General features: G+C 65.9%; 18 protein-coding genes and 1 pseudogene. 13 read left to right on the top strand and 6 right to left on the bottom strand.

Annotated features, from left to right (window positions below; genetic code table 11):
• Positions 1-101: 101 nt before the first annotated feature.
• The 4 genes from ftsY to FFS68_RS16665 form a co-directional block, all read right to left on the bottom strand.
• Positions 102-1,028, bottom strand: coding sequence for a signal recognition particle-docking protein FtsY (gene ftsY, locus FFS68_RS16680; RefSeq protein ID WP_137754323.1), 927 nt, complete (start codon positions 1,026-1,028; stop codon positions 102-104).
• Positions 1,025-2,254 carry a MiaB/RimO family radical SAM methylthiotransferase gene (locus FFS68_RS16675; protein ID WP_137754322.1) on the bottom strand — a complete coding sequence of 410 codons (1,230 nt, stop codon included), beginning with the start codon at positions 2,252-2,254 and terminating at the stop codon, positions 1,025-1,027. Before FFS68_RS16675 ends, ftsY begins: the two co-directional genes overlap by 4 nt.
• Complete coding sequence (gene dapF, locus FFS68_RS16670) at positions 2,251-3,057, bottom strand: diaminopimelate epimerase (RefSeq protein WP_137754321.1); 807 nt, start codon at positions 3,055-3,057, stop codon at positions 2,251-2,253. Before dapF ends, FFS68_RS16675 begins: the two co-directional genes overlap by 4 nt.
• Positions 3,058-3,290: 233 nt before the next feature.
• Positions 3,291-4,934 carry an EAL domain-containing protein gene (locus FFS68_RS16665; protein WP_137754320.1) on the bottom strand — a complete coding sequence of 548 codons (1,644 nt, stop codon included), beginning with the start codon at positions 4,932-4,934 and terminating at the stop codon, positions 3,291-3,293.
• Between the two features lie 249 nt (positions 4,935-5,183).
• On the opposite strand from FFS68_RS16665, the gene ffh reads away from it, so the two are divergent.
• From ffh to FFS68_RS16645, 4 genes and pseudogenes are all read left to right on the top strand, one after another.
• A complete protein-coding gene (gene ffh / locus FFS68_RS16660; RefSeq protein WP_137754319.1) occupies positions 5,184-6,626 on the top strand; it encodes a signal recognition particle protein in 1,443 nt (480 codons plus the stop codon).
• 39 nt (positions 6,627-6,665) lie between these two features.
• Positions 6,666-7,133, top strand: a pseudogene (gene rpsP, locus FFS68_RS16655) (30S ribosomal protein S16); the annotation flags it as partial.
• Positions 7,134-7,358: 225 nt separating this feature from the next.
• On the top strand, positions 7,359-7,853 hold the full coding sequence (rimM, locus tag FFS68_RS16650; RefSeq protein ID WP_137754317.1) for a ribosome maturation factor RimM: 495 nt from the start codon (positions 7,359-7,361) through the stop codon (positions 7,851-7,853).
• Positions 7,854-7,947: 94 nt separating this feature from the next.
• Positions 7,948-9,438, top strand: coding sequence for a serine hydrolase domain-containing protein (locus FFS68_RS16645; RefSeq protein WP_249340210.1), 1,491 nt, complete (start codon positions 7,948-7,950; stop codon positions 9,436-9,438).
• Between the two features lie 9 nt (positions 9,439-9,447).
• Here the strand turns inward: FFS68_RS16645 and FFS68_RS16640 are convergent, their stop codons facing one another.
• Both FFS68_RS16640 and FFS68_RS16635 read right to left on the bottom strand, forming a co-directional pair.
• On the bottom strand, positions 9,448-10,674 hold the full coding sequence (locus tag FFS68_RS16640) for a diguanylate cyclase (RefSeq protein ID WP_171003932.1): 1,227 nt from the start codon (positions 10,672-10,674) through the stop codon (positions 9,448-9,450).
• 206 nt (positions 10,675-10,880) lie between these two features.
• A complete protein-coding gene (locus FFS68_RS16635) occupies positions 10,881-11,060 on the bottom strand; it encodes a hypothetical protein (RefSeq protein WP_137754315.1) in 180 nt (59 codons plus the stop codon).
• Positions 11,061-11,162: 102 nt separating this feature from the next.
• On the opposite strand from FFS68_RS16635, the gene FFS68_RS16630 reads away from it, so the two are divergent.
• The 9 genes from FFS68_RS16630 to FFS68_RS16590 all read left to right on the top strand — a co-directional run bounded on the left by FFS68_RS16630 (position 11,163) and on the right by FFS68_RS16590 (position 18,165).
• Entirely contained in the window at positions 11,163-12,083 is a 921-nt protein-coding gene (locus tag FFS68_RS16630; RefSeq protein ID WP_137754314.1) for a LysR substrate-binding domain-containing protein, read from the top strand.
• Between the two features lie 46 nt (positions 12,084-12,129).
• Positions 12,130-12,495 carry a hypothetical protein gene (locus FFS68_RS16625; protein ID WP_137754313.1) on the top strand — a complete coding sequence of 122 codons (366 nt, stop codon included), beginning with the start codon at positions 12,130-12,132 and terminating at the stop codon, positions 12,493-12,495.
• Positions 12,492-12,866 carry a type II toxin-antitoxin system VapC family toxin gene (locus tag FFS68_RS16620; RefSeq protein WP_137754312.1) on the top strand — a complete coding sequence of 125 codons (375 nt, stop codon included), beginning with the start codon at positions 12,492-12,494 and terminating at the stop codon, positions 12,864-12,866. Before FFS68_RS16625 ends, FFS68_RS16620 begins: the two co-directional genes overlap by 4 nt.
• 767 nt (positions 12,867-13,633) lie before the next feature.
• The gene (gene trmD, locus FFS68_RS16615; protein WP_283214611.1) at positions 13,634-14,350 is read left to right on the top strand and encodes a tRNA (guanosine(37)-N1)-methyltransferase TrmD; all 717 of its coding nucleotides are present in this window, start codon (positions 13,634-13,636) and stop codon (positions 14,348-14,350) included.
• Positions 14,351-14,354: 4 nt separating this feature from the next.
• Complete coding sequence (gene rplS, locus FFS68_RS16610; protein WP_137754311.1) at positions 14,355-14,732, top strand: 50S ribosomal protein L19; 378 nt, start codon at positions 14,355-14,357, stop codon at positions 14,730-14,732.
• Between the two features lie 110 nt (positions 14,733-14,842).
• Entirely contained in the window at positions 14,843-15,868 is a 1,026-nt protein-coding gene (locus tag FFS68_RS16605; protein ID WP_137754310.1) for an aspartate-semialdehyde dehydrogenase, read from the top strand.
• A 159-nt stretch (positions 15,869-16,027) separates the two neighbouring features.
• Positions 16,028-16,810: an arginine deiminase family protein gene (locus FFS68_RS16600; RefSeq protein ID WP_137754309.1), complete on the top strand. Its 783-nt coding sequence runs from the start codon at positions 16,028-16,030 to the stop codon at positions 16,808-16,810.
• A 125-nt stretch (positions 16,811-16,935) separates the two neighbouring features.
• A complete protein-coding gene (locus FFS68_RS16595; protein WP_137754308.1) occupies positions 16,936-17,556 on the top strand; it encodes a DUF2238 domain-containing protein in 621 nt (206 codons plus the stop codon).
• Between the two features lie 3 nt (positions 17,557-17,559).
• Positions 17,560-18,165 (top strand): hypothetical protein, encoded by a 606-nt coding sequence (locus tag FFS68_RS16590; protein WP_137754307.1) that lies wholly within the window; start codon positions 17,560-17,562, stop codon positions 18,163-18,165.
• The last annotated feature ends 244 nt before the right edge of the window (positions 18,166-18,409 follow it).

Below are 18,409 nucleotides of genomic sequence, written 5' to 3'. Positions count from 1 at the left end.
GGGCACGATCGCCTTCATGGCCGCGATCATCGTCGCGATGGCGGTGTCGAAGTGGAAGCTGGGCAAGATTTCGCCGATGCTGTGGATGTCTAGCATCCTGGTCATCTGATATTTCCTGCGATAATGGCGGCGATCTCGTCGGCATCGAACGGGCGAAGATCCTCGATGGTTTCACCGATGCCGATCGCATGGATGGGAAGCGCGTGGCGTTCGGCGGCAGCGACCAGCACCCCGCCGCGTGCGGTGCCGTCGAGCTTGGTCATCACCAGCCCGGTGACCCCGGCGACCTCGCGGAACACGTCGATCTGCGCCAGCGCATTCTGCCCCGTCGTCGCGTCGAGCACCAGCACGACGTCGTGCGGTGCGGCGGGATTGAGCCGCCCCAGCACGCGCTTGATCTTGGCAAGTTCCTCCATCAGCTCGCGCTTGTTCTGCAGGCGCCCGGCGGTGTCGACGATCAGCACGTCGATGCCGGTCGCGGTTGCCTGTTTGACCGCGTCGAACACGATCCCCGCGCTGTCGCCGCCCTCGGGCCCCGCCATGATCGGCACGCCCAGCCGCTCGGCCCACACCTTCAACTGGCCGATCGCCGCGGCGCGAAACGTGTCGCCGGCGACCAGCATCACGCCATAATCCTGTTCCTGGAACAGATGCGCCAGCTTGGCGATCGTCGTCGTCTTGCCCGACCCATTGACCCCGATCACCAAAATGACCTGCGGGCGCGGAAAGGCATCGATGTCGAGCGGTTCGGCGACCGGACGCAGCACCGCGGCGATTTCTTCGGCGACGATCTTGCGCAATTCCTCGACCCCGCTGGCGACGGCGTCGCGCCGTGCGGCCAGCCGCTCGCGAATCCTGCTCGCCATCGCGGGGCCAAGGTCGGCAGTGATCAGTGCTTCCTCAATGCGGTCGAGATCATCCTCATCGAGCCGCGCCTTGCCGGTCAGCCCCGCGAGATTTTCGCCGAGCCGTTCCGACGTGCGCTTGAAGCCGCCGAGCAGCCGGTCGCTCCAGCTGGTGCCGCTCATGCCGCCTGCTCCGTGGCGGTCAGCCGGTCGCCGTCGCGCGCGCCGATTCGGACCGGGATGATCGTTCCAGCGGCGGCAGGCGCGGTCAGTGCCAGCGCCGCAAAATTTTCGGCATGCCCGCTCAGCCCGTCGCGCTCGACCAGCATCGTCGCGGCGGTGCCCACCTGCGCGTCGAGCCATGCGTGGCGGCGCCGCATATTGGCCGCCCGCAGCGTCGCGGCGCGTTCGCGCGCCACCGCGCGGCCAACCTGCGGCATCCGCGCGGCGGCGGTTCCGGCGCGCGCGCTGTACGGAAAAATATGGCCAAAGACGATGTCGCAATCGTCGATCAGTGCCAGCGAATTGGCGAACATCATGTCATCCTCGGTCGGAAATCCGGCGATCAGGTCGGCGCCGATCGCAATCTCGGCGCGCGCGGCCTTGAGCCGCGCGACGAGTGCCACGGCATCGGCGCGGCGGTGGCGGCGCTTCATCCGCGTCAGCACCATGTCGTCACCTGCCTGCAACGACAGGTGAACATGCGGCATGACCCGTTGCTCCTGGGTCAGCAGCGCGAACAGATGGTCGTCGATGCGGTTCGGGTCGAGCGACGACAGGCGCAGTCGCGCGATCGGCAGCGCGAGCAGCGCCTCGACCAGCGCCGCCAGCGTGGTGCCGCTGTCATCGCCATAGCTCGCCAGATCGACCCCGGTCAGGATGATCTCGCGCTGGCCGCGGGTCAGCGCGGTGCGCGCAGCCTCGACCACCGCGTCGACCGCCGCCGACCGTGCCGTCCCGCGCGCCATGACGGTCGCGCAAAAGGTGCAGCTGTGCGAGCAGCCGGTCTGGACGCCAAGGAAAGCGCGCGCATGGTCGGCGCCCGAGAGCGCGGGGGTGTAAGCGTCGAATTGCGTCGGCGCTGCGGGTTGGCGGCCATAGCTCTGGGGCAACCCCTTGGCATCGTTGCTGACCACCCGCGCACCCATCGCCGCAAAGCGCTCGGCCTCCAATTCGGCCGCGCAGCCCGTCACGACAACATCGGCGCCCGGTCGCTCGCGCAGCGCGCGCCGCACCGCTTGCCGCGCCTGGCGCACCGCTTCGTCGGTCACCGCGCAGCTGTTGAAGACGATCGTATCGCGCGCGCCTGCCGCATGGGCGGCGGCACGAACCCCTTCGCCCTCGGCGATGTTCAGCCGGCATCCGAAATTGACGACGTCAAGCCCGCCGTCCAACACCGCACCGCTCATCCGAACTGCGCCCAGTCGGTCTCGCCCTCATACACCCGCGTCGCGGCGCCGCTCATCACGATCGGCTCGCCCGGGGCCCAGCGGATGATCAGGTCGCCACCGGGCAAGGCGACGGTCACCGGCGATTGCACCAGCCCGGCGCGGATCGCCGCGACCGCGGTGGCGCAGGCGCCGGTGCCGCACGCCTGTGTCAACCCGACGCCGCGCTCCCACACCCGCAGCTGCAACTGGTTGTCGCCGTCCAGGCTCGCGACATTGACGTTGACGCGCTCGGGGAACAGCGGGTCGGTCTCGATCCGCGGCCCCAGCTCGTCGAGCGCGACGGCGTCGGCCTCGGGCACGAAAAACACGATGTGCGGATTGCCGACATTGACCGCGGCGCCATGCTCCAGCTCGTCCCACGCGACGGGCATGTCGCGGGTGTCCATCGGCATCGCCAGCGGGATCAGCTCCCAGTCGAACACCGGCTCGCCCAGCACGACTTCGGCGCCGCCGTCGGCCGGCGTGACGCGCAGCATCCCGCCCAGCGTTTCGATCACCGCGGGCTGGCCGATCAGGGTCGCGACACAGCGCGTCGCATTGCCGCACGCCTCGACCTCGCCGCCGTCGGCGTTGAAAATCCGCATCCGCACGTCGGCGCTGGCCGATGGCTCCAGCAGGATCAACTGGTCGCACCCGATGCCGTGCCGCCGGTCGGCGATCGCATGCGCGCGCGCCGGGGTCATCTCGACGGCGCTTGTCCGCGCGTCGATGACGACAAAATCATTGCCCAACCCATGCATCTTGGTGAAGCGGTCCGCCATAGTCCGCGCATGTAAGGGCGCGGGCGTGGGAAGTCTAGCGAGCCATATGGACCTTCCCCCTTGATGGGGGAGGATACGCAGCCTTGCCGCGACGCGGCTAGGCGAAGCTGGATGGGGGTGAGGGTGCGTCCTTGCACCGTCATCTCAGGCCGAAAGCGCACCCCCTCCGCTGCGACTAAGCCAGCAAGCTGGCAAGTCTCGCTGCCTCCCCCGTCAAAGGGGAGGAGAGAAGATTATGCTGTCTTGCGCAACGGTTCGGCGCCGTCGGCGTCGGATCCGGTATCGGGGCTTGTCGGCGGCACCATCGGCGCGCGCAGCAACCCGCGGTCGGCGAGCAGAATTTCGGTGTCGGCGGCTGATGCGGCGCGGCCGAAATACCAGCCCTGACCCTTGGCGCAGCCCAGCCGGGTCAGTTCGATGGCGGTCGCCTCGTCCTCGACCCCTTCGGCGGTGATCGGCATCGCCAGGCTTTCGCCCAGCCGCACGATCGCGACGACGATCGCCTGCGCATCGGGGCTGCCACGCATCGCCGCGACAAAGCTGCGGTCGATCTTGATCCGGTCGAACGGCAGCGCGCGCAGGTGCGACAGCGACGAATAGCCGGTGCCGAAATCGTCGAGGCTCAGCGACACGCCCTGATTCTTGAGGCTGGTGACGATCGAGCGCACCAGCGGCAGATTCTCGAACAACGAGCTTTCGGTGATCTCGACCTCGAGCTGGCTGGCGGGGAAGCCGACCTCGACAAGCAGCTTGGTCAGCTTCTGGCTGAACCACGGGTCTTTCAATTGTTGCGGCGAGATGTTGACCGCGAGCAGGATCGAGGGATCCCAGCGCTTGGCGAATTCCATCGCATGGCGGATGACCTGCAACGACAATTCGCCGATCAGCCCGCTTTCCTCGGCCACCGGAATGAAGCGTTCGGGCGGGATCAGGCCATATTCGGGCGATTCCCAGCGCATCAGCATTTCAAAGCCGATCAGGCGGCCGCTGGCGATGTCGACCTGCGGTTCGAAATGCGGCACGAATTCGCCGCGCGGCATGCCTTCGCGGATGCCGGTTTCGATCTGGTTGCGGACCTGCACCGCCATTTCCATGCCGGGTTCGAACCAGCAGAACCGGTTCCGCCCTTCGTCCTTGCAATGATACATCGCGATGTCGGCCTGGCGGACCATCGTTTCCATCGTCACGCTGGCATCGTCGGCCAGCGAAACGCCCAGCGAGGCGCCGATGCGGATCTGCTGGCCGTCATGGGTGACCGAATTGTCGAGCGCGGTGACCAGTTCGGCGGCCAGCGCGTCGATATTGGCGCGCGCGGCGGGCTCGAACCCCAGCATCGCGACAAACTCATCGCCGCCGAGCCGCGCCTTGGTCGCATTGGGCGGCAGGATCGCCGAAATCCGTTCGGCGGCGACCTGCAGCACGCGGTCGCCTGCGGCATGGCCATGGATGTCGTTGACCGTCTTGAAATGGTCGAGGTCGAGCAGGAACAGCGCGACCTGGCGTTGGTCGGCGACGGCATCGCTGATCTGCTGCTGGCCGGTTGCGAGCAGCGCCCGGCGGTTGAGAAAGCCGGTCAGGGGATCAGTGTCGGCCAGATAGCGGGCGCGCTGTTCGGCCTCGGTGCGCTCGCGGATTTCGCGATTCAGGTCTTCGTACCGGCGCCACCCGAACAGGATCAGCGCGACATTCAGCACCAGCGCGGCGGCCAGCGCCCGGTCGGGGCCGCCGCCGATGCCGATCAGCGTGTGGACGATCGCCTGCATGACATTGCTGCCCGTCCCGACAAACAGCAGGATCGCGGCGACGACGATGCCGCCCGCCACGATGTCGCGTTTGGCGCTTTCGCTGCGATCGGGTTGTCCGGCTGTCGCTACCATATGAATTTTCCCCACCATCGCCGCCTTAATGCGCGCAAAGCGGTGAAATTAGGGTTAAGCGAGGGCGCGCGGCCGCAGCTTGCCTTTGCGCGCCGCTTTGTGTATTGGCGCCCCGTTCGGCCGCATCTTGCGACCGGGCACATCGATGTCCGCGACGGAATATGTGTCCACGGATAACCGCTGGTTGGCGAGGTTTCGCTCACCGGCGTGTTTTGCGTTGCGGGCTTTCGAAGAAGGATTTGTGGCCCAATGTTCGACAGTCTGAGCCAACGGCTGGGCGATGTTTTCGGGAAGCTCCGCGGTCGCGGCGCGCTGACCGAGGCCGACGTGCGCGCCGCGATGCGCGAAGTGCGAATCGCACTGCTCGAGGCCGATGTCGCGCTGCCCGTCGTGCGCAGCTTTGTCGATCAGGTCACCGACCTCGCGATCGGCCAGAATGTCCTGCGCTCGGTCACCCCGGGTCAGCAAGTGGTCAAGATCGTCAGCGACGCGCTGACCGAAATGCTCGGGTCGGAAACCGCCGAGCTTGATCTCAACGTCACCCCGCCCGCGGTGATCATGATGGTCGGCCTGCAGGGCTCGGGTAAAACCACCACCACCGCGAAGATCGCGAAGCGGCTCAAGGAAAAAGAGCGCAAGAAGGTGCTGATGGCGTCGCTCGACGTCAATCGCCCCGCCGCACAGGAACAGCTCGCCGTCCTTGGCCAGCAGATCGATGTTGCGACCTTGCCGATCGTCGCGGGCCAGGGGCCGGTCGAGATCGCCCAGCGCGCGCTGCAGGCCGCAAAGCTCCAGGGCTTTGACGTCCTCATGCTCGACACCGCGGGCCGCCTCCACGTCGACCAGCAGCTGATGGACGAAATGCAGGCGGTGTCGCGCGCTGCGACCCCCGCCGAAACTTTGCTCGTCGTCGACAGCCTGACCGGTCAGGACGCGGTGCAGGTCGCGCAGCGCTTCAGCGATCAGGTGCCGCTCACCGGCGTCGTGCTCACCCGCATGGACGGCGACGCGCGCGGCGGTGCCGCGCTGTCGATGCGCGCGGTCACCGGCAAGCCGATCAAATTCGCCGGTACGGGTGAGAAACTCGACGGGCTCGAACTGTTTCAGCCGTCGCGTATCGCCGGCCGTATCCTCGGCATGGGCGACGTCGTCAGCCTCGTCGAACGCGCCGCCGAAACGATCCAGGCCGAAGAGGCCGAGGCGATGGCGGCCAAGATGGCCAAGGGCCAATTCGACCTCAACGACCTGCGTACCCAGCTGGGCCAGATGCGCCGCATGGGCGGCCTCGGCGCGCTTGCCGGGATGATCCCCGGGATCAAAAAGGCGCAGGTCGCGGCGGCCCAAGGCGGCGCCGACGACAAGATGCTCATTCATTTCGACGCGATCATGGGGTCAATGACCCCCAAGGAGCGCGCCAAGCCCGAAATCCTGACCGCGAAGCGCAAGATCCGCATCGCCAACGGGTCGGGCACGACGGTGCAACAGGTCAACAAGGTGCTGAAAATGCATCAGGAGATGGCCAGCGCGATGAAGAAGATTCGCAAGATGGGCGGGCTGAAAGGGCTCGGCGCGCTGTTCGGCAAGGGCGGCGGCATTCCCGGCATGGGCGGCGGCGGTGGCTTGCCCGGTCTCGGCGGCGGCGGCGGAGGCATCCCGCCCGAACTTGCCAATCTTATGAATAAAAAGAAATAATTCGATCAGACTTTAAACGTTAAACCAAAGGAAAATATCATGGCTACTGCAATTCGTCTCGCCCGCGGCGGTTCTAAAAAGCGTCCTTACTACAAGATCGTCGTCGCCGATTCGCGCAGCCCGCGCGACGGCCGCTTCATCGAACGCATCGGCAGCTACAATCCGCTGCTCGCCAAGGACAATCCCGAGCGCATCAAGCTCGACGCCGACCGCGCGAAGCATTGGCTGAGCGTCGGCGCCCAGCCGAGCGACCGCGTCGCCCGCTTCCTCGACGCCGCCGGTGTCCAGGAACGCACCGCGCGCAACAACCCCAACAAGGCGGTCCCGGGCGAAAAGGCCAAGGAACGCGCCGAGGAAAAGGCGCAGAAGATCGCTGACGCCGCAGAAGCTGCCGCCGCTGCTGCTGCCGCTCCGGCCCCTGAGCCCGAAGTCGAAGCGCCGGCCGAAGAAGCTGCCGCCGAAGCGCCCGCCGCTGAAGAAGCTGCCGCTCCCGAAGCGGCTGAATCGGACGCAACCGGTTCGGTGAAGAGCGAAGAAACCGCCGAAGCGGTTGCCGAAGCCGTCGCTGACGAAACCCCCGCCGACGCGACCGCCGAAGACGCGACCGCGATGGCCGAACAGGCTGCCGAAGGCGGCCCGGCTGAAGAAGCTCCGGCTGCTCCGGTTGCCGAAGAAGCCGCCGCTGAAGAAACGCCTGCTGAAGAAGCTGGCGAAGAAGCCAAGGCCTAAGTCTTGGCCAACGCGACACGTCCCGTCACCCTGGCCGCCATCGCCGGCGCGCATGGGGTGCGGGGCGAGGTGCGGCTCAAGCTATTTGGTGAAGGCGCGGAGTCGCTCCGCGCCTTTTCCGTGTTTGCGGCAGGCGAGCGCCAGCTGACCCTGAAATCGGTCCGCCCCGCCAATCAAGGCGCGGTGGCGACCTTTGCCGAAATTACCGATCGCTCGGGTGCCGAGGCGCTGCGCGGTACGGTGCTGACCGTCCCGCGTTCGGCGCTGCCGCCGCTCGGCGAGGGCGAATATTATCACCACGACCTGCTCGGCCTGCCGTGCGTCGCGACCGACGGCAGCGCGGTGGGCGAAGTCGTCGCGATCGACAATTTCGGCGCCGGTGACATCCTCGAAATCCAGCGCCCGGACGGCAAACGCTTCATGGTCCCGATGAACGCGCGCGCGGTGCCGACATGGAATGACGACGGCGTGACAATCGACGCGGCGTTCGTCGAATAAACCCACCGGTATCTTATCGCCCGTTGCTGCCGTTCGGGCGCGCTGATAGCGTCCCCGCACAATCGGGGAGAATATGATGCGCTGGAAATCGGGCTTGGCTTTGACATTGGTGCTGGCACCGCCCCTTCCCGCGCTGGCGCAGGACGCCGCCCCCAGGGCGCTCGAACAACTCACCCCCGAAATCGACGCGCTGTTCGCCAAATTTCAGGCCGACGCGCATGCCCCCGGCCTCGTCTATGGCATCGTCAAGGATAGCAAGCTCGCCTACGTCAAGGGCATCGGCGTCCAGAATGTCACCGACAAAAGCGCGGTCACCGCCGACAGCCGGTTTCGCATCGCGTCGATGACCAAGGCGTTCACCGCACTCGCGATCCTGCACCTGCGCGATCGGGGCCAGCTGCGCCTCGACGACCTTGCCGAAGACCATATCCCCGAAATGAAGCGCTGGATCTATCCGACCAGCGACAGCCCGCGCATCCGCATCCGTGACCTGCTCCACCATGTCGGCGGCTTCGTTACCGACGATCCGTGGGGCGACCGGCAACAGGTCTTGCCGCAGGCGGATTTTACCCGGATGATCGCCGCGGGGGTGCCGTTCAGCCGCATCCCGCAAAGCCAGCATGAATATTCCAACTTCGGCTATGCCCTGCTCGGCCGGATCGTCGCCAATGCGTCGGGGATGGCCTATACCGACTATGTCCAGCGGACGATCCTGGCCCCGCTCGGCATGACGAGCAGCGGCTTCGACGTGACCAAGACACCGCAGGCGCACTACGCGCGCGGCTACCGCTGGGAAAATGACGCCTGGGCGGCGGAGCCCGAGATGATCGACGGCGCGTTCAACAGCATGGGCGGATTACAGGTCAGCGCCAATGACTATGCCAAATGGGTCGCCTTCCTGCTCTCGGCGTGGCCGGCGCGCGACGGCGCCGACCCCGGCCCGGTCAAGCGCGCGACGGTGCGCGAAATGGCGCAGGGATTGAACTTTGTGACGGTGGCGAACCGCATCGGCGCGAGCGGCGCGACCGCGTGCAAACAGGCGGCGGCCTACGCCATGGGCTGGCGCGTCGCGCAGGATTGTGATCTCGGCCTGACGCTGGCGCATGGCGGCGGTTATCCGGGCTATGGCAGTCATGTGATGCTGATGCCCGATCATGGCGTCGGCGTGTTTGCGCTGGCGAACCGCACCTATGCGGGGCCGTCGGCGCCGGCGTGGGACAGCGCGGTGGCGATGGATCGGGCGGGTTTGCTGCCCGGACGCGCGGTGCCGGTGACGCCCGCCGTGGCGGACGCTTTTGCTGCGGTCCGCGCCGCTTACGCTGCCGGAACGCTCGCTCCGCTCGACGGTAAGCTGGCGATGAATTTCCTGCTCGACAGGTCAGCGGCAAACTGGGCCGCCGAACTGGCGAAGCTGAAGGCCGCGGTCGGCGATTGTCCGACCGCCGAGCCGCTGGCGCCGACGGGGGCGATGTCGGCAAGCTTCCGCCTGAACTGCGCAAAAGGCCAGCTCGACGGCATGCTGCTCTTGGCGCCGACGAACCCGGCGACCCTTCAGGCGCTGCGCTTCCGCGTGGTGACGCCTTGACGCCAGCCCTCAGGCCGCCTCGATAAACACCACCCGATTGCGCCCGCTTTCCTTGGCGGCGTACAGGTTGATGTCGGCCGATTTCATCGCGGCACCGAAACTCGTGTCGCGGCCGATATGGACCAGCCCCATGCTCGCGGTCACCGGGCGTTCGAGCAGCGGCACCATCTGCGCGACATAGGCGCCGATCCGCTGGCGCAGCCGCTCGGCCTCGATCGCCACCGCGGCGGGAGCGCCGCGGAACAGCAGCGCAAATTCCTCGCCGCCGACCCGCGCCGCCAGCGCCGATCCCGATCCCAATGCAACCCCCGCGGCAAAGATCACCCGGTCGCCGACGTCATGGCCGTGGCGATCGTTGATCGCCTTGAAATGGTCGAGGTCGACCAGCGCGATCGCCACCGGCGCGTCGTCGTTGAAACTCGCCTCGATCGCTCGCCGGTTGGCCAGGCCGGTCAGCGGGTCGGTGTGGGCGATGATCCGCATCGCCTCGGCCATCGCCTGCGCCTCCTGCCGCTCGCGGCGCAGGCGCACCAGCCGGTCGAGGATGCCGAGCGCGGTGAGCATGACTTCCAGCCCCAGCGCCGGGAACAGCAGGAACAGGAAACTGGCGAACGGCTCGCCCAACACGAGATCGTGAAACAGGCTGACCCCATAGACGCCGCCGATGCCGCTCCACGCCGCGGCCTGGTAGCGCGCGGTGCGGCTGCCCCGCTTCAGCGCGATCACCACGGTCGCCGCGGCCAGCACCAGCATGACGACCAGCACGATACTGCGCAGCATCACATAGGTGGGTGCGTCGGGGATGAGCGTTGCGGGGGTGGTCAGCAGGATTAGGATGGGCGGCCAGCCGAGCCAGCGGTACAGCCGCGGGCCGACCATCCCCGGTTCGAGATACGACCGCAGGAACGCCCCCGACACGACCAGGCTCAGGTCAAAGAATGTCGTGATCCACACCTGCCGCGCAAAACTGTCGGGCGCCAGCCACGGCCCCATGGCCAGCGGCGACAAGGCGACCGCGAGCGCGAAATAGCAAAAGGTGCGGGCGCTTTGCCAGATCAGGAAACGTTCGCGCAGCAAGCCGAAAAAGGCGGCGTTATAGGCGAGCGAAAACAGCAGCAACCCCAGAAAGATGCCGGTCAGCACCCCGTCCCAGGTCATGCTGGTCGCGGCGGCGAACGACGATTGCGCGCGCGCGGGCGCAGCGGCGCCAAGCAGCGCCGCTCCAACCATCGCCATTCGCGCCCCTCGCACCATGTGGCCCCCTTGCTTCAAGCCAGGGACGCTAGGCACGCAGCGACTGATTTTTGGTTAATGCGATGTTGAGAATCGCGATGCCGTAGCCGCGAGCTGGGCGAAGGGCGCCAAGGGGCGGGGACTCCCTTCGCCCAGCTTGCGGCTACGGCCTGACGGTTTCCATCATTAACCAGCCTTGTGCCACGGCATCAGGCAGCATCGCGTTGGGCCGCGGGCAAAGGCAGCGGCTCCGTCGGGGCGTCGGGTCGCTTCATCCAGGCACCGATCCGCCGCAACGGGGCGGCCAGCCACAGCAAGCCGCGGTGCAAATCATCGCTGAAGCGCGGGTGACCGTCGTTCCAGGTCCGCATCCAAAGTTCGTCCTTCATCACGCTTCTCCTGCTGATCCGATGCATGCAAGATGCCCCTTGGGCGCGCGCCGCGCCAACAAATGCTTTGCGCCATATCATAAGTTCAGCTTATATAGTGCGATGCCCAAACTGCCGCCCCTCGCTGCCATCCGGACCTTTGAAGCCGCCGGCAGACTGCAAAATTTCTCGCGCGCGGCCGAGGAGCTGGGGCTGACGCAAGCGGCGGTGAGCTATCAGGTACGCCAATTGGAGGACCGGCTTGGCCGCGCCTTGTTCGTGCGCGAAAAGGGGCGGGTACGCTTGTCCGAAACCGGGCAGCGGCTGCTGCCCGCGATCAGCAATGCCTTTGGCGCGATGGGCGACGCCTTCGCGGCGCTGGGCAGCGACGAGGCCGATGTGCTGACGATCAGCGCGATGACGACCTTTGGCGGGACCTGGCTCAGCGCGCGGATCGGCGGCTTTCAGCTGGCTTATCCCGACCTGGCGGTGCGCATGATGATGAACAATGATCTGGTCGATTTCGACGCCACCAATGTCGATGTCGCCATTCGGGTGGGCCGTGGGAGCTGGCCGGGGCTGCGCGCCGATTTTCTGTACCGCAGCCATGTGACGCCGATCTGCGCGCCCGGCTTTCTCGATGTGAACCGCATCGCGGCGCCCGCCGACCTGCTGAACGTCGACCGGCTGGCGCCCAATGATCCCTGGTGGGCGGGCTGGTTCGCCGCCGCCGGGGTCGACAGCGTGCCGCCGCCGCAGCGCCGCGGCATCGAACTCGACAGCCAGTTGCAGGAAGCGAGCGCGGTGCAGGGCGGCTATGGCATCGCGATGATGACGCCCCTGCTGTGGCGCGCCGAACTCGACGCCGGGCGGCTGGTTCAACCCTTCGCGGCGCTCTACCAACCCGGCACGGCGCATTATCTCGTCCACCGCGAAAACCGCGTCGGGGTGCGCAAGATCGAACGCTTCCGCGAATGGCTGCGCGCCGAACTGGCAAAGGATCGCCACCGGCTTCCCGATGAACTTTGGGAACCGCTGGGTTGACCTTGATAGGCCGCGTATATACATCATGTATATACGGAGATGAGCCATGACGAAGCGAAGTGAAGTGAACGAAGACCGGCGCACGTTTGCCTTGAATCGGGTGTTCGGCTCTGCGCCTTGGTTGAAGCCTTCCGACAAAACGCGGCATAAGGTGAAGGTCTTCAAATCCGGCAACTCGCTGGCGGTGCGAATCCCGGCGGGCACCAAATTGGAGGCAGGCGTCGAAATGGATTTGATTGTCGAGCACGGGCAGTTTCTTTGCTACGAGCCTGTCAATCAACCCAAACGCAAATTCAACATCGCGAAGGTGGCAGGGTCTGCCACCGACCTGCATCTGATCGCGACGGAAGACAGGCTGTTCGAGGATCGGACTTTGTTGACCGGCAAGGCCGACGGAAATGACGGCGCGTGAAATATCTGCTGGATAGCAATGCCATCATCGCGCTGGTCATGAACCTCGACGCCCGACTGGTGGCGCGGGCGGGCGAATGCGACGAGGGCGACCTGGTCACCTCCGCGATCGCTTATGCCGAGGTCGCACATGGGTCGACGCGCGGTAAGGCTCCCGCCTTCGACCAGTTGCAAGCCTTCGTCGAAGAGGTGCCGGTGCTCGATTTCGACTATAAGGCTGCGCAGGCCTATGCGGCTTTGCCGTTCCGGCGCGGAAGCTACGACCGGTTGATTGCTGCGCACGCACTCTCCCAAGGCATCGCCCTCGTCACCGCAAACGAAGCCGACTTTGCGGACGTGCCGGGGCTGACGGTCGAGAATTGGACGCTCTGATGCAAGATCGATATGCTGGAGACATTGGCGATTATTTGAAGTTTGCGTTGCTTCGGCGGGTTCCGGCACAACGCAAATTGTTGGTTGGCTGGTGGCTGCACCCCGATGAGGATCATAATGGCGACGGGCGGCATATCGGATACCTTGATCAGCCAGATCGTTGGCGGGCCATAGACGCCGAGTTGTACGACGGCCTGTCGCGGCTGGTCAGGACGGGCCTCCGATCCGTCACTCAGATTGAGCGGGCTGCCCTTTTGGGTGCGGAACATTTCCATTCCGATCCGGTGCCGACGGGAAAGCCGCGTTTCACGGAGCGAGGTCAATGGTTCGACCGGCTGCAGCAGGCGGCCGAAGGATCAGAGGTGCTGTTTCTTGACCCCGACAACGGGATTGACCTGCATCCTGATGCGTCGCGCCGCCGTTCAGGCAAGCATGTCACGTTGAATGAGATCGCAGCCTTGGCACAAAATGGTGCGCGATCACTCATAATCTATCATCACCAGACCCGTGCCAAAGGCGGGCATGCCGCGGAAATTCAGCGCATCATAGAAGCGCTGGAAGGGCTCGGTGGCGGGCGGGTCACGGCGATCAGGGCGCGCCCCTACTCCCCACGAGTGTTCTTTATTCTCGGTCCGCATAACGAAGTTCATGATGCGCTGACCAGCTTCGCCGCCCAGTTTCCCGAGGTCTATGAAAATCACGCCGCGCAGGGCTTACAGAAAGTCGCAGTGGCAGAGCGCGAACGGCACGGCTTCACCGCGGTCCCCCTGACTCTCTATCCCGATATGTTCCCCGGCCCGTTGGGGCACAGCATGGCGGGGCGCGCGCTTGAGAGTGGCACCTGGTCGTGCGCGCCGGTGCAGATCCGCCATTTCGCGACCGACAAGCATCGCACCGTCGACGATACGCCCGCGGGCGGCGGCGCGGGGATGGTGCTCAAGGCCGATGTGCTGGCGGCGGCGCTCGACCATGCGGTCGCGGCGCATCCGGGCCTGCCGATCCTCGCGATGACCCCGCGTGGGACGCCGATCACGCAAGCCCGCATCCGTCAGCTTGCGGTGGGTCCGGGGGCGATCATCCTCTGCGGTCGGTTCGAGGGATTCGACGAACGCATCTTCGAGGCGCGTGCCATCGAAGAGGTGTCGATGGGCGACATCATCTTGTCGGGGGGCGAGATGGGGGCGCTGCTGCTGCTCGACGCTTGCATTCGCCTGCTTCCCGGCGTAATGGGCGCGGCTTCTAGCGGGGACGATGAGTCGTTTGAAAACGGCTTGCTCGAATATCCGCATTATACCCGGCCCGCCACATGGGAAGGGCGCACGATCCCCGAAGTGCTGCGATCGGGGGATCATGCGAAGATCGCGGCCTGGCGGAAACTTCAGGCGGAAGATCACACACGGTTACGCAGGCCGGACCTTTGGGAGCGTCATATCGATGCTCGGGCCCGACCTGCCTCTGGCGCGCGGCGAACAGAAAAGGACTAGAGGCATGAACCTCATCCAGACGATCGAAGCCGAAGAAATTGCCAAGGCTGGCAAGACCGTTCCGACCTTTCGCCCCGGCGACACGCTGAAAGTCGGCGTCAAGGTGGTCGAAGGCGAACGCACCCGCGTCCAGAATTTCGAAGGCGTGTGCATCGCGCGCTCGAACAAGGGCATGGGCTCCAACTTCACCGTGCGCAAAATGTCGTTCGGCGAAGGTGTCGAGCGCGTGTTCCCGCTCTATTCGCCCAACATCGACAGCATTACCGTCATCCGCAAGGGTGCGGTGCGTCGTGCGAAGCTCTACTATCTTCGCGGCCGCACTGGTAAATCGGCGCGTATTGCAGAGCGCCGCGACTACCGGTCGGAAGCCGGCGAAGGCTAAGGAGAGCTTCTCTCACCCAAAGCCGAAACAGCTTTCCAAAACGACCGGTTCCGCCAACAGGCAGAACCGGTCGTTTTTCGTTTCACGAACAGCATAAAGGGCAAAGTCACATGGGTTACCGGATCGTCGTCGCGGGTGCGACGGGCAATGTCGGGCGCGAAGTCCTCGCCATCCTCGCCGAGCGCGAGTTCCCGATCGAGGAGCTGGCGGTCGTCGCCTCGTCGCGCAGCCAGGGGCTCGACGTCGAAATCGGTGACACCGGCCGCACCATCAAATGCCAGAATATCGACAATTTCGACTGGGCCGGCTGGGACATGGCGATTTTCGCGATCGGCAGCGATGCCACGAAAATCCACGCGCCCAAGGCCGCGGCGGCGGGCTGCGTCGTCATCGACAACTCGTCGCTGTACCGGATGGACCCCGACGTGCCGCTGATCGTGCCCGAGGTGAATCCCGACGCGATCGACGGCTATACCAAGCGCAATATCATCGCCAACCCGAACTGCTCGACCGCGCAGATGGTGGTGGCGCTGAAACCGCTCCACGACGCCGCGAAGATCACGCGTGTGGTCGTCTCGACCTATCAGTCGGTGTCGGGCGCGGGCAAGGCGGGCATGGACGAGCTGTGGAACCAGACGCGCCAGATCTTCGTCGGCGACGAAAAGGATGTGCAGAAGTTCACCAAGCAGATCGCCTTCAACGTCATCCCGCACATCGACAGCTTCCTCGACGACGGGTCGACCAAGGAAGAGTGGAAGATGGTGGTCGAGACCAAGAAGATCCTCGATCCCAAGATCAAGGTCACCGCGACCTGCGTCCGCGTGCCGGTGTTCGTCGGCCATTCCGAAGCGATCAACATCGAGATGGAAAATGAGCTGTCGGCCGAAGACGCCCAGCGCATCCTGCGCGAAGCCCCCGGCGTCGTGCTCCACGACAAGCGCGAGGATGGCGGTTACATCACCCCCGTCGAATGCGTCGGCGATTTCGCGACCTTCGTGTCGCGCGTCCGCGAAGATCCGACGGTCGAGAACGGCCTGAACCTGTGGTGCGTTTCGGATAACCTCCGCAAAGGTGCGGCGCTGAACGCGGTGCAGATCGCGGAGTTGCTCGGGCGGCGGCACCTGAAGAAGGGGTAAGCCTCCCTTCCCAAATTCCGTTCGTGTCGAGCCCTTCGACTGCCTTGGCAGGCGCTCAGGGTAAACTTCGGCCTTAGGGCTGAAGTCGAGACACCCATCGTTGGTGCGCGCCCTCGCGGCATCTCGACTTCGCTCGATGCGAACGGGTAAGGGAGGCAGATGACCTCCACCCCCTACGCCTTCACCCACGCCCTCTGCCGCGCCCCGGCGCCCTCGGCGATCCACGGCATCCGCGCCGACGGCGGCCCCGATCCCGACTTCGCGGGCCTTGCGGCCGAGCACGCCGCCTATGTCGCGACGCTCCGCGACCTCGGCCTGACCGTCGACGTCCTGCCGCCGCTCGACGACTTCCCCGACGCGCTGTTCACCGAAGATGTCGCACTTACTTTTCCCCAAGGCGCGATCCTGCTCCGCCCCGGCGCGCCGACCCGCGCGGGCGAGGTGACGCATATCCGCGCTGCGCTCGCCGCGCATCATCCGCATCTGCTCGAAATGACCGGCCCCGGCTACGCCGACGGCGGCGACGTGCTGCGTCTCGCGGACCGGGTGATCATCGGCCTGTCCGACCGCACCGATCGCGCGGGCGCGGAGGAACTCGCGGGCCTGCTCGGCGCGCTCGGTCACGCCGCCGAAATCGCTCAAACCCCGCCCGGCGTCCTCCACTTCAAGACCGGTTGCGGGCTGATCGACGCAAACACCATTCTCGCCGTCCCCCAACTCGCCAGCTGCCCGCAATTCGCCGGGCTGGAGGTGGTGCTGACCCCGCTCGGCGAAAACCCGGCCGCCAACATACTGCGCGTCCGCGACACGGTGCTCGTCGGCGAACGCTGGCTCGCGACGCGCGCCCTGCTCACCGCGCGCGGCATCGACTGCCGCGCGCTGCCAACTGACCAGATCGCGCATATCGATGCGGGGCTCAGCTGCATGTCGCTGCGCTGGTGACCGCCGACAAACTCTTGCTCCGCCCTCAAATTCCGTTCGCATCGAGCGAAGTCGAGATGCCCCTCGTTCGTACTAGCCTTCACGGTGTCTCGACTTCGCTCGACCCGAACGGATAGGGGGGAGGGATGACCGACGCCCGCTCGACCACCCCACCCGCGCAGCGCCGCCTGCTCGGCGCCCTCCTCGCGCTGCTGCTCGTCGCGCAGGTTGAGCAGCCCTATCCCGAGATCGCGCTGCTTCAGCATATCCCGACGATGCTGCTGCTGATCACCGCGCCGGCGCTGCTCCGCCGCTGGCCGCTCTCGACCGCGGCGCTCGCGTGCATCGTGGCGTTCATGGCGCTCCACACCCTCGGCGGGCGCTACGCCTATAGCAGCGTCCCCTATGACGACTGGGCGCGCGCGCTGACCGGCACCAGCCTGTCCGGCGCTTTTGGCTGGAACCGCAATCACTATGACCGCCTCGCCCATTTCGCCTTTGGCGCGCTGTCGGTGATCCCGGTGGCGGAGATCGCGCGGCGCTGGGGCGGGCTGGGGCCGCGCGGCGCCGCGTTGACCGTCCTTGCTTGGGTCTTGGCCATTTCCTGCCTCTACGAAATCTTTGAATGGCTGCTGACCATCGTCGCGGCGGGCGAAACCGCCGACCGCTATAATGGCCAGCAGGGCGACATCTGGGACGCGCAAAAGGATATGGCGCTGGCGACCATCGGTGCGATATTGGTGCTGATGGTGCCGCGGAGGAGATAGGTGATGCGTAACATAACGACCCTCGCGTTGGTGGCGCTGCTCGCGGCCTGCAAGCCAGCGCCCGAAAAGACCCCCGCCGCCACCGAAGTAAGTGCGCCCCCGGTCCCCGCCGCCAAAGCCGACGGCCCCGCCGCCGCGACCACCGCGGTCAGCCTCGATGGCGAAGGGCTGCGCTTCATCGACAAGGCCAGCGGCAAGGCCAGCCTGCTCGCCTTCGGCGTCCCGCGCGTGCAGGCCGAAACCGCGCTCGCCAACGTCGCGGGCCAGCAGGACGACCGCAGCACCAACGCCGAATGCGGCGCGGGGGCGATGGAATTCACCCGCTACGACGCGATGACGCTCAATTTTCAGGACGGCAAATTCGTCGGCTGGTTTCTGGGCAACGAACCCGGTGCTGCCGCCTATTCGACGGCCAGCGGCATCGCCATCGGCACGACGCGCGCCAGGGCCGCGGAGTCGGTGTCGATCGTCGATCTGGAGGACAGCACGCTGGGCGAGGAGTTCAGCATCGGCACCGGCGACAATGTCGTCGGCGGCATGTTCGCGGCGCCCGGCGATGCGGCCAAGATCGACGCGCTGTTCGCGGGGGTGAATTGCTTCTTTAGGTGAGTCAGCAAAGCACGGCGCGACGTTCCTCGTCGTCACCCCGGACTTGATCCGGGGTCTATGTGGCGGCCGTGGCTATGGATCCCGGATCAAGTCCGGGATGACGAAAAGACGAAAAGACGAATGGCGGGAAGCGACCAGTTGCGGACATTCTTCTCCCCTCCCTTCCAGGGAGGGGTCGGGGGTGGGTGGCCGCCGAAGGCGGCGCTCTGCCTCGGCTCGCTAGCGCTCGCACCCACCCCTAACC

This window comes from Sphingopyxis sp. L1A2A, from assembly GCF_005502465.1.
Classification (GTDB): Bacteria; Pseudomonadota; Alphaproteobacteria; order Sphingomonadales; family Sphingomonadaceae; genus Sphingopyxis.
The sequence above is the reverse complement of the archived record's forward strand: the minus strand, read 5'-3'. Positions and strand labels throughout refer to the sequence as shown.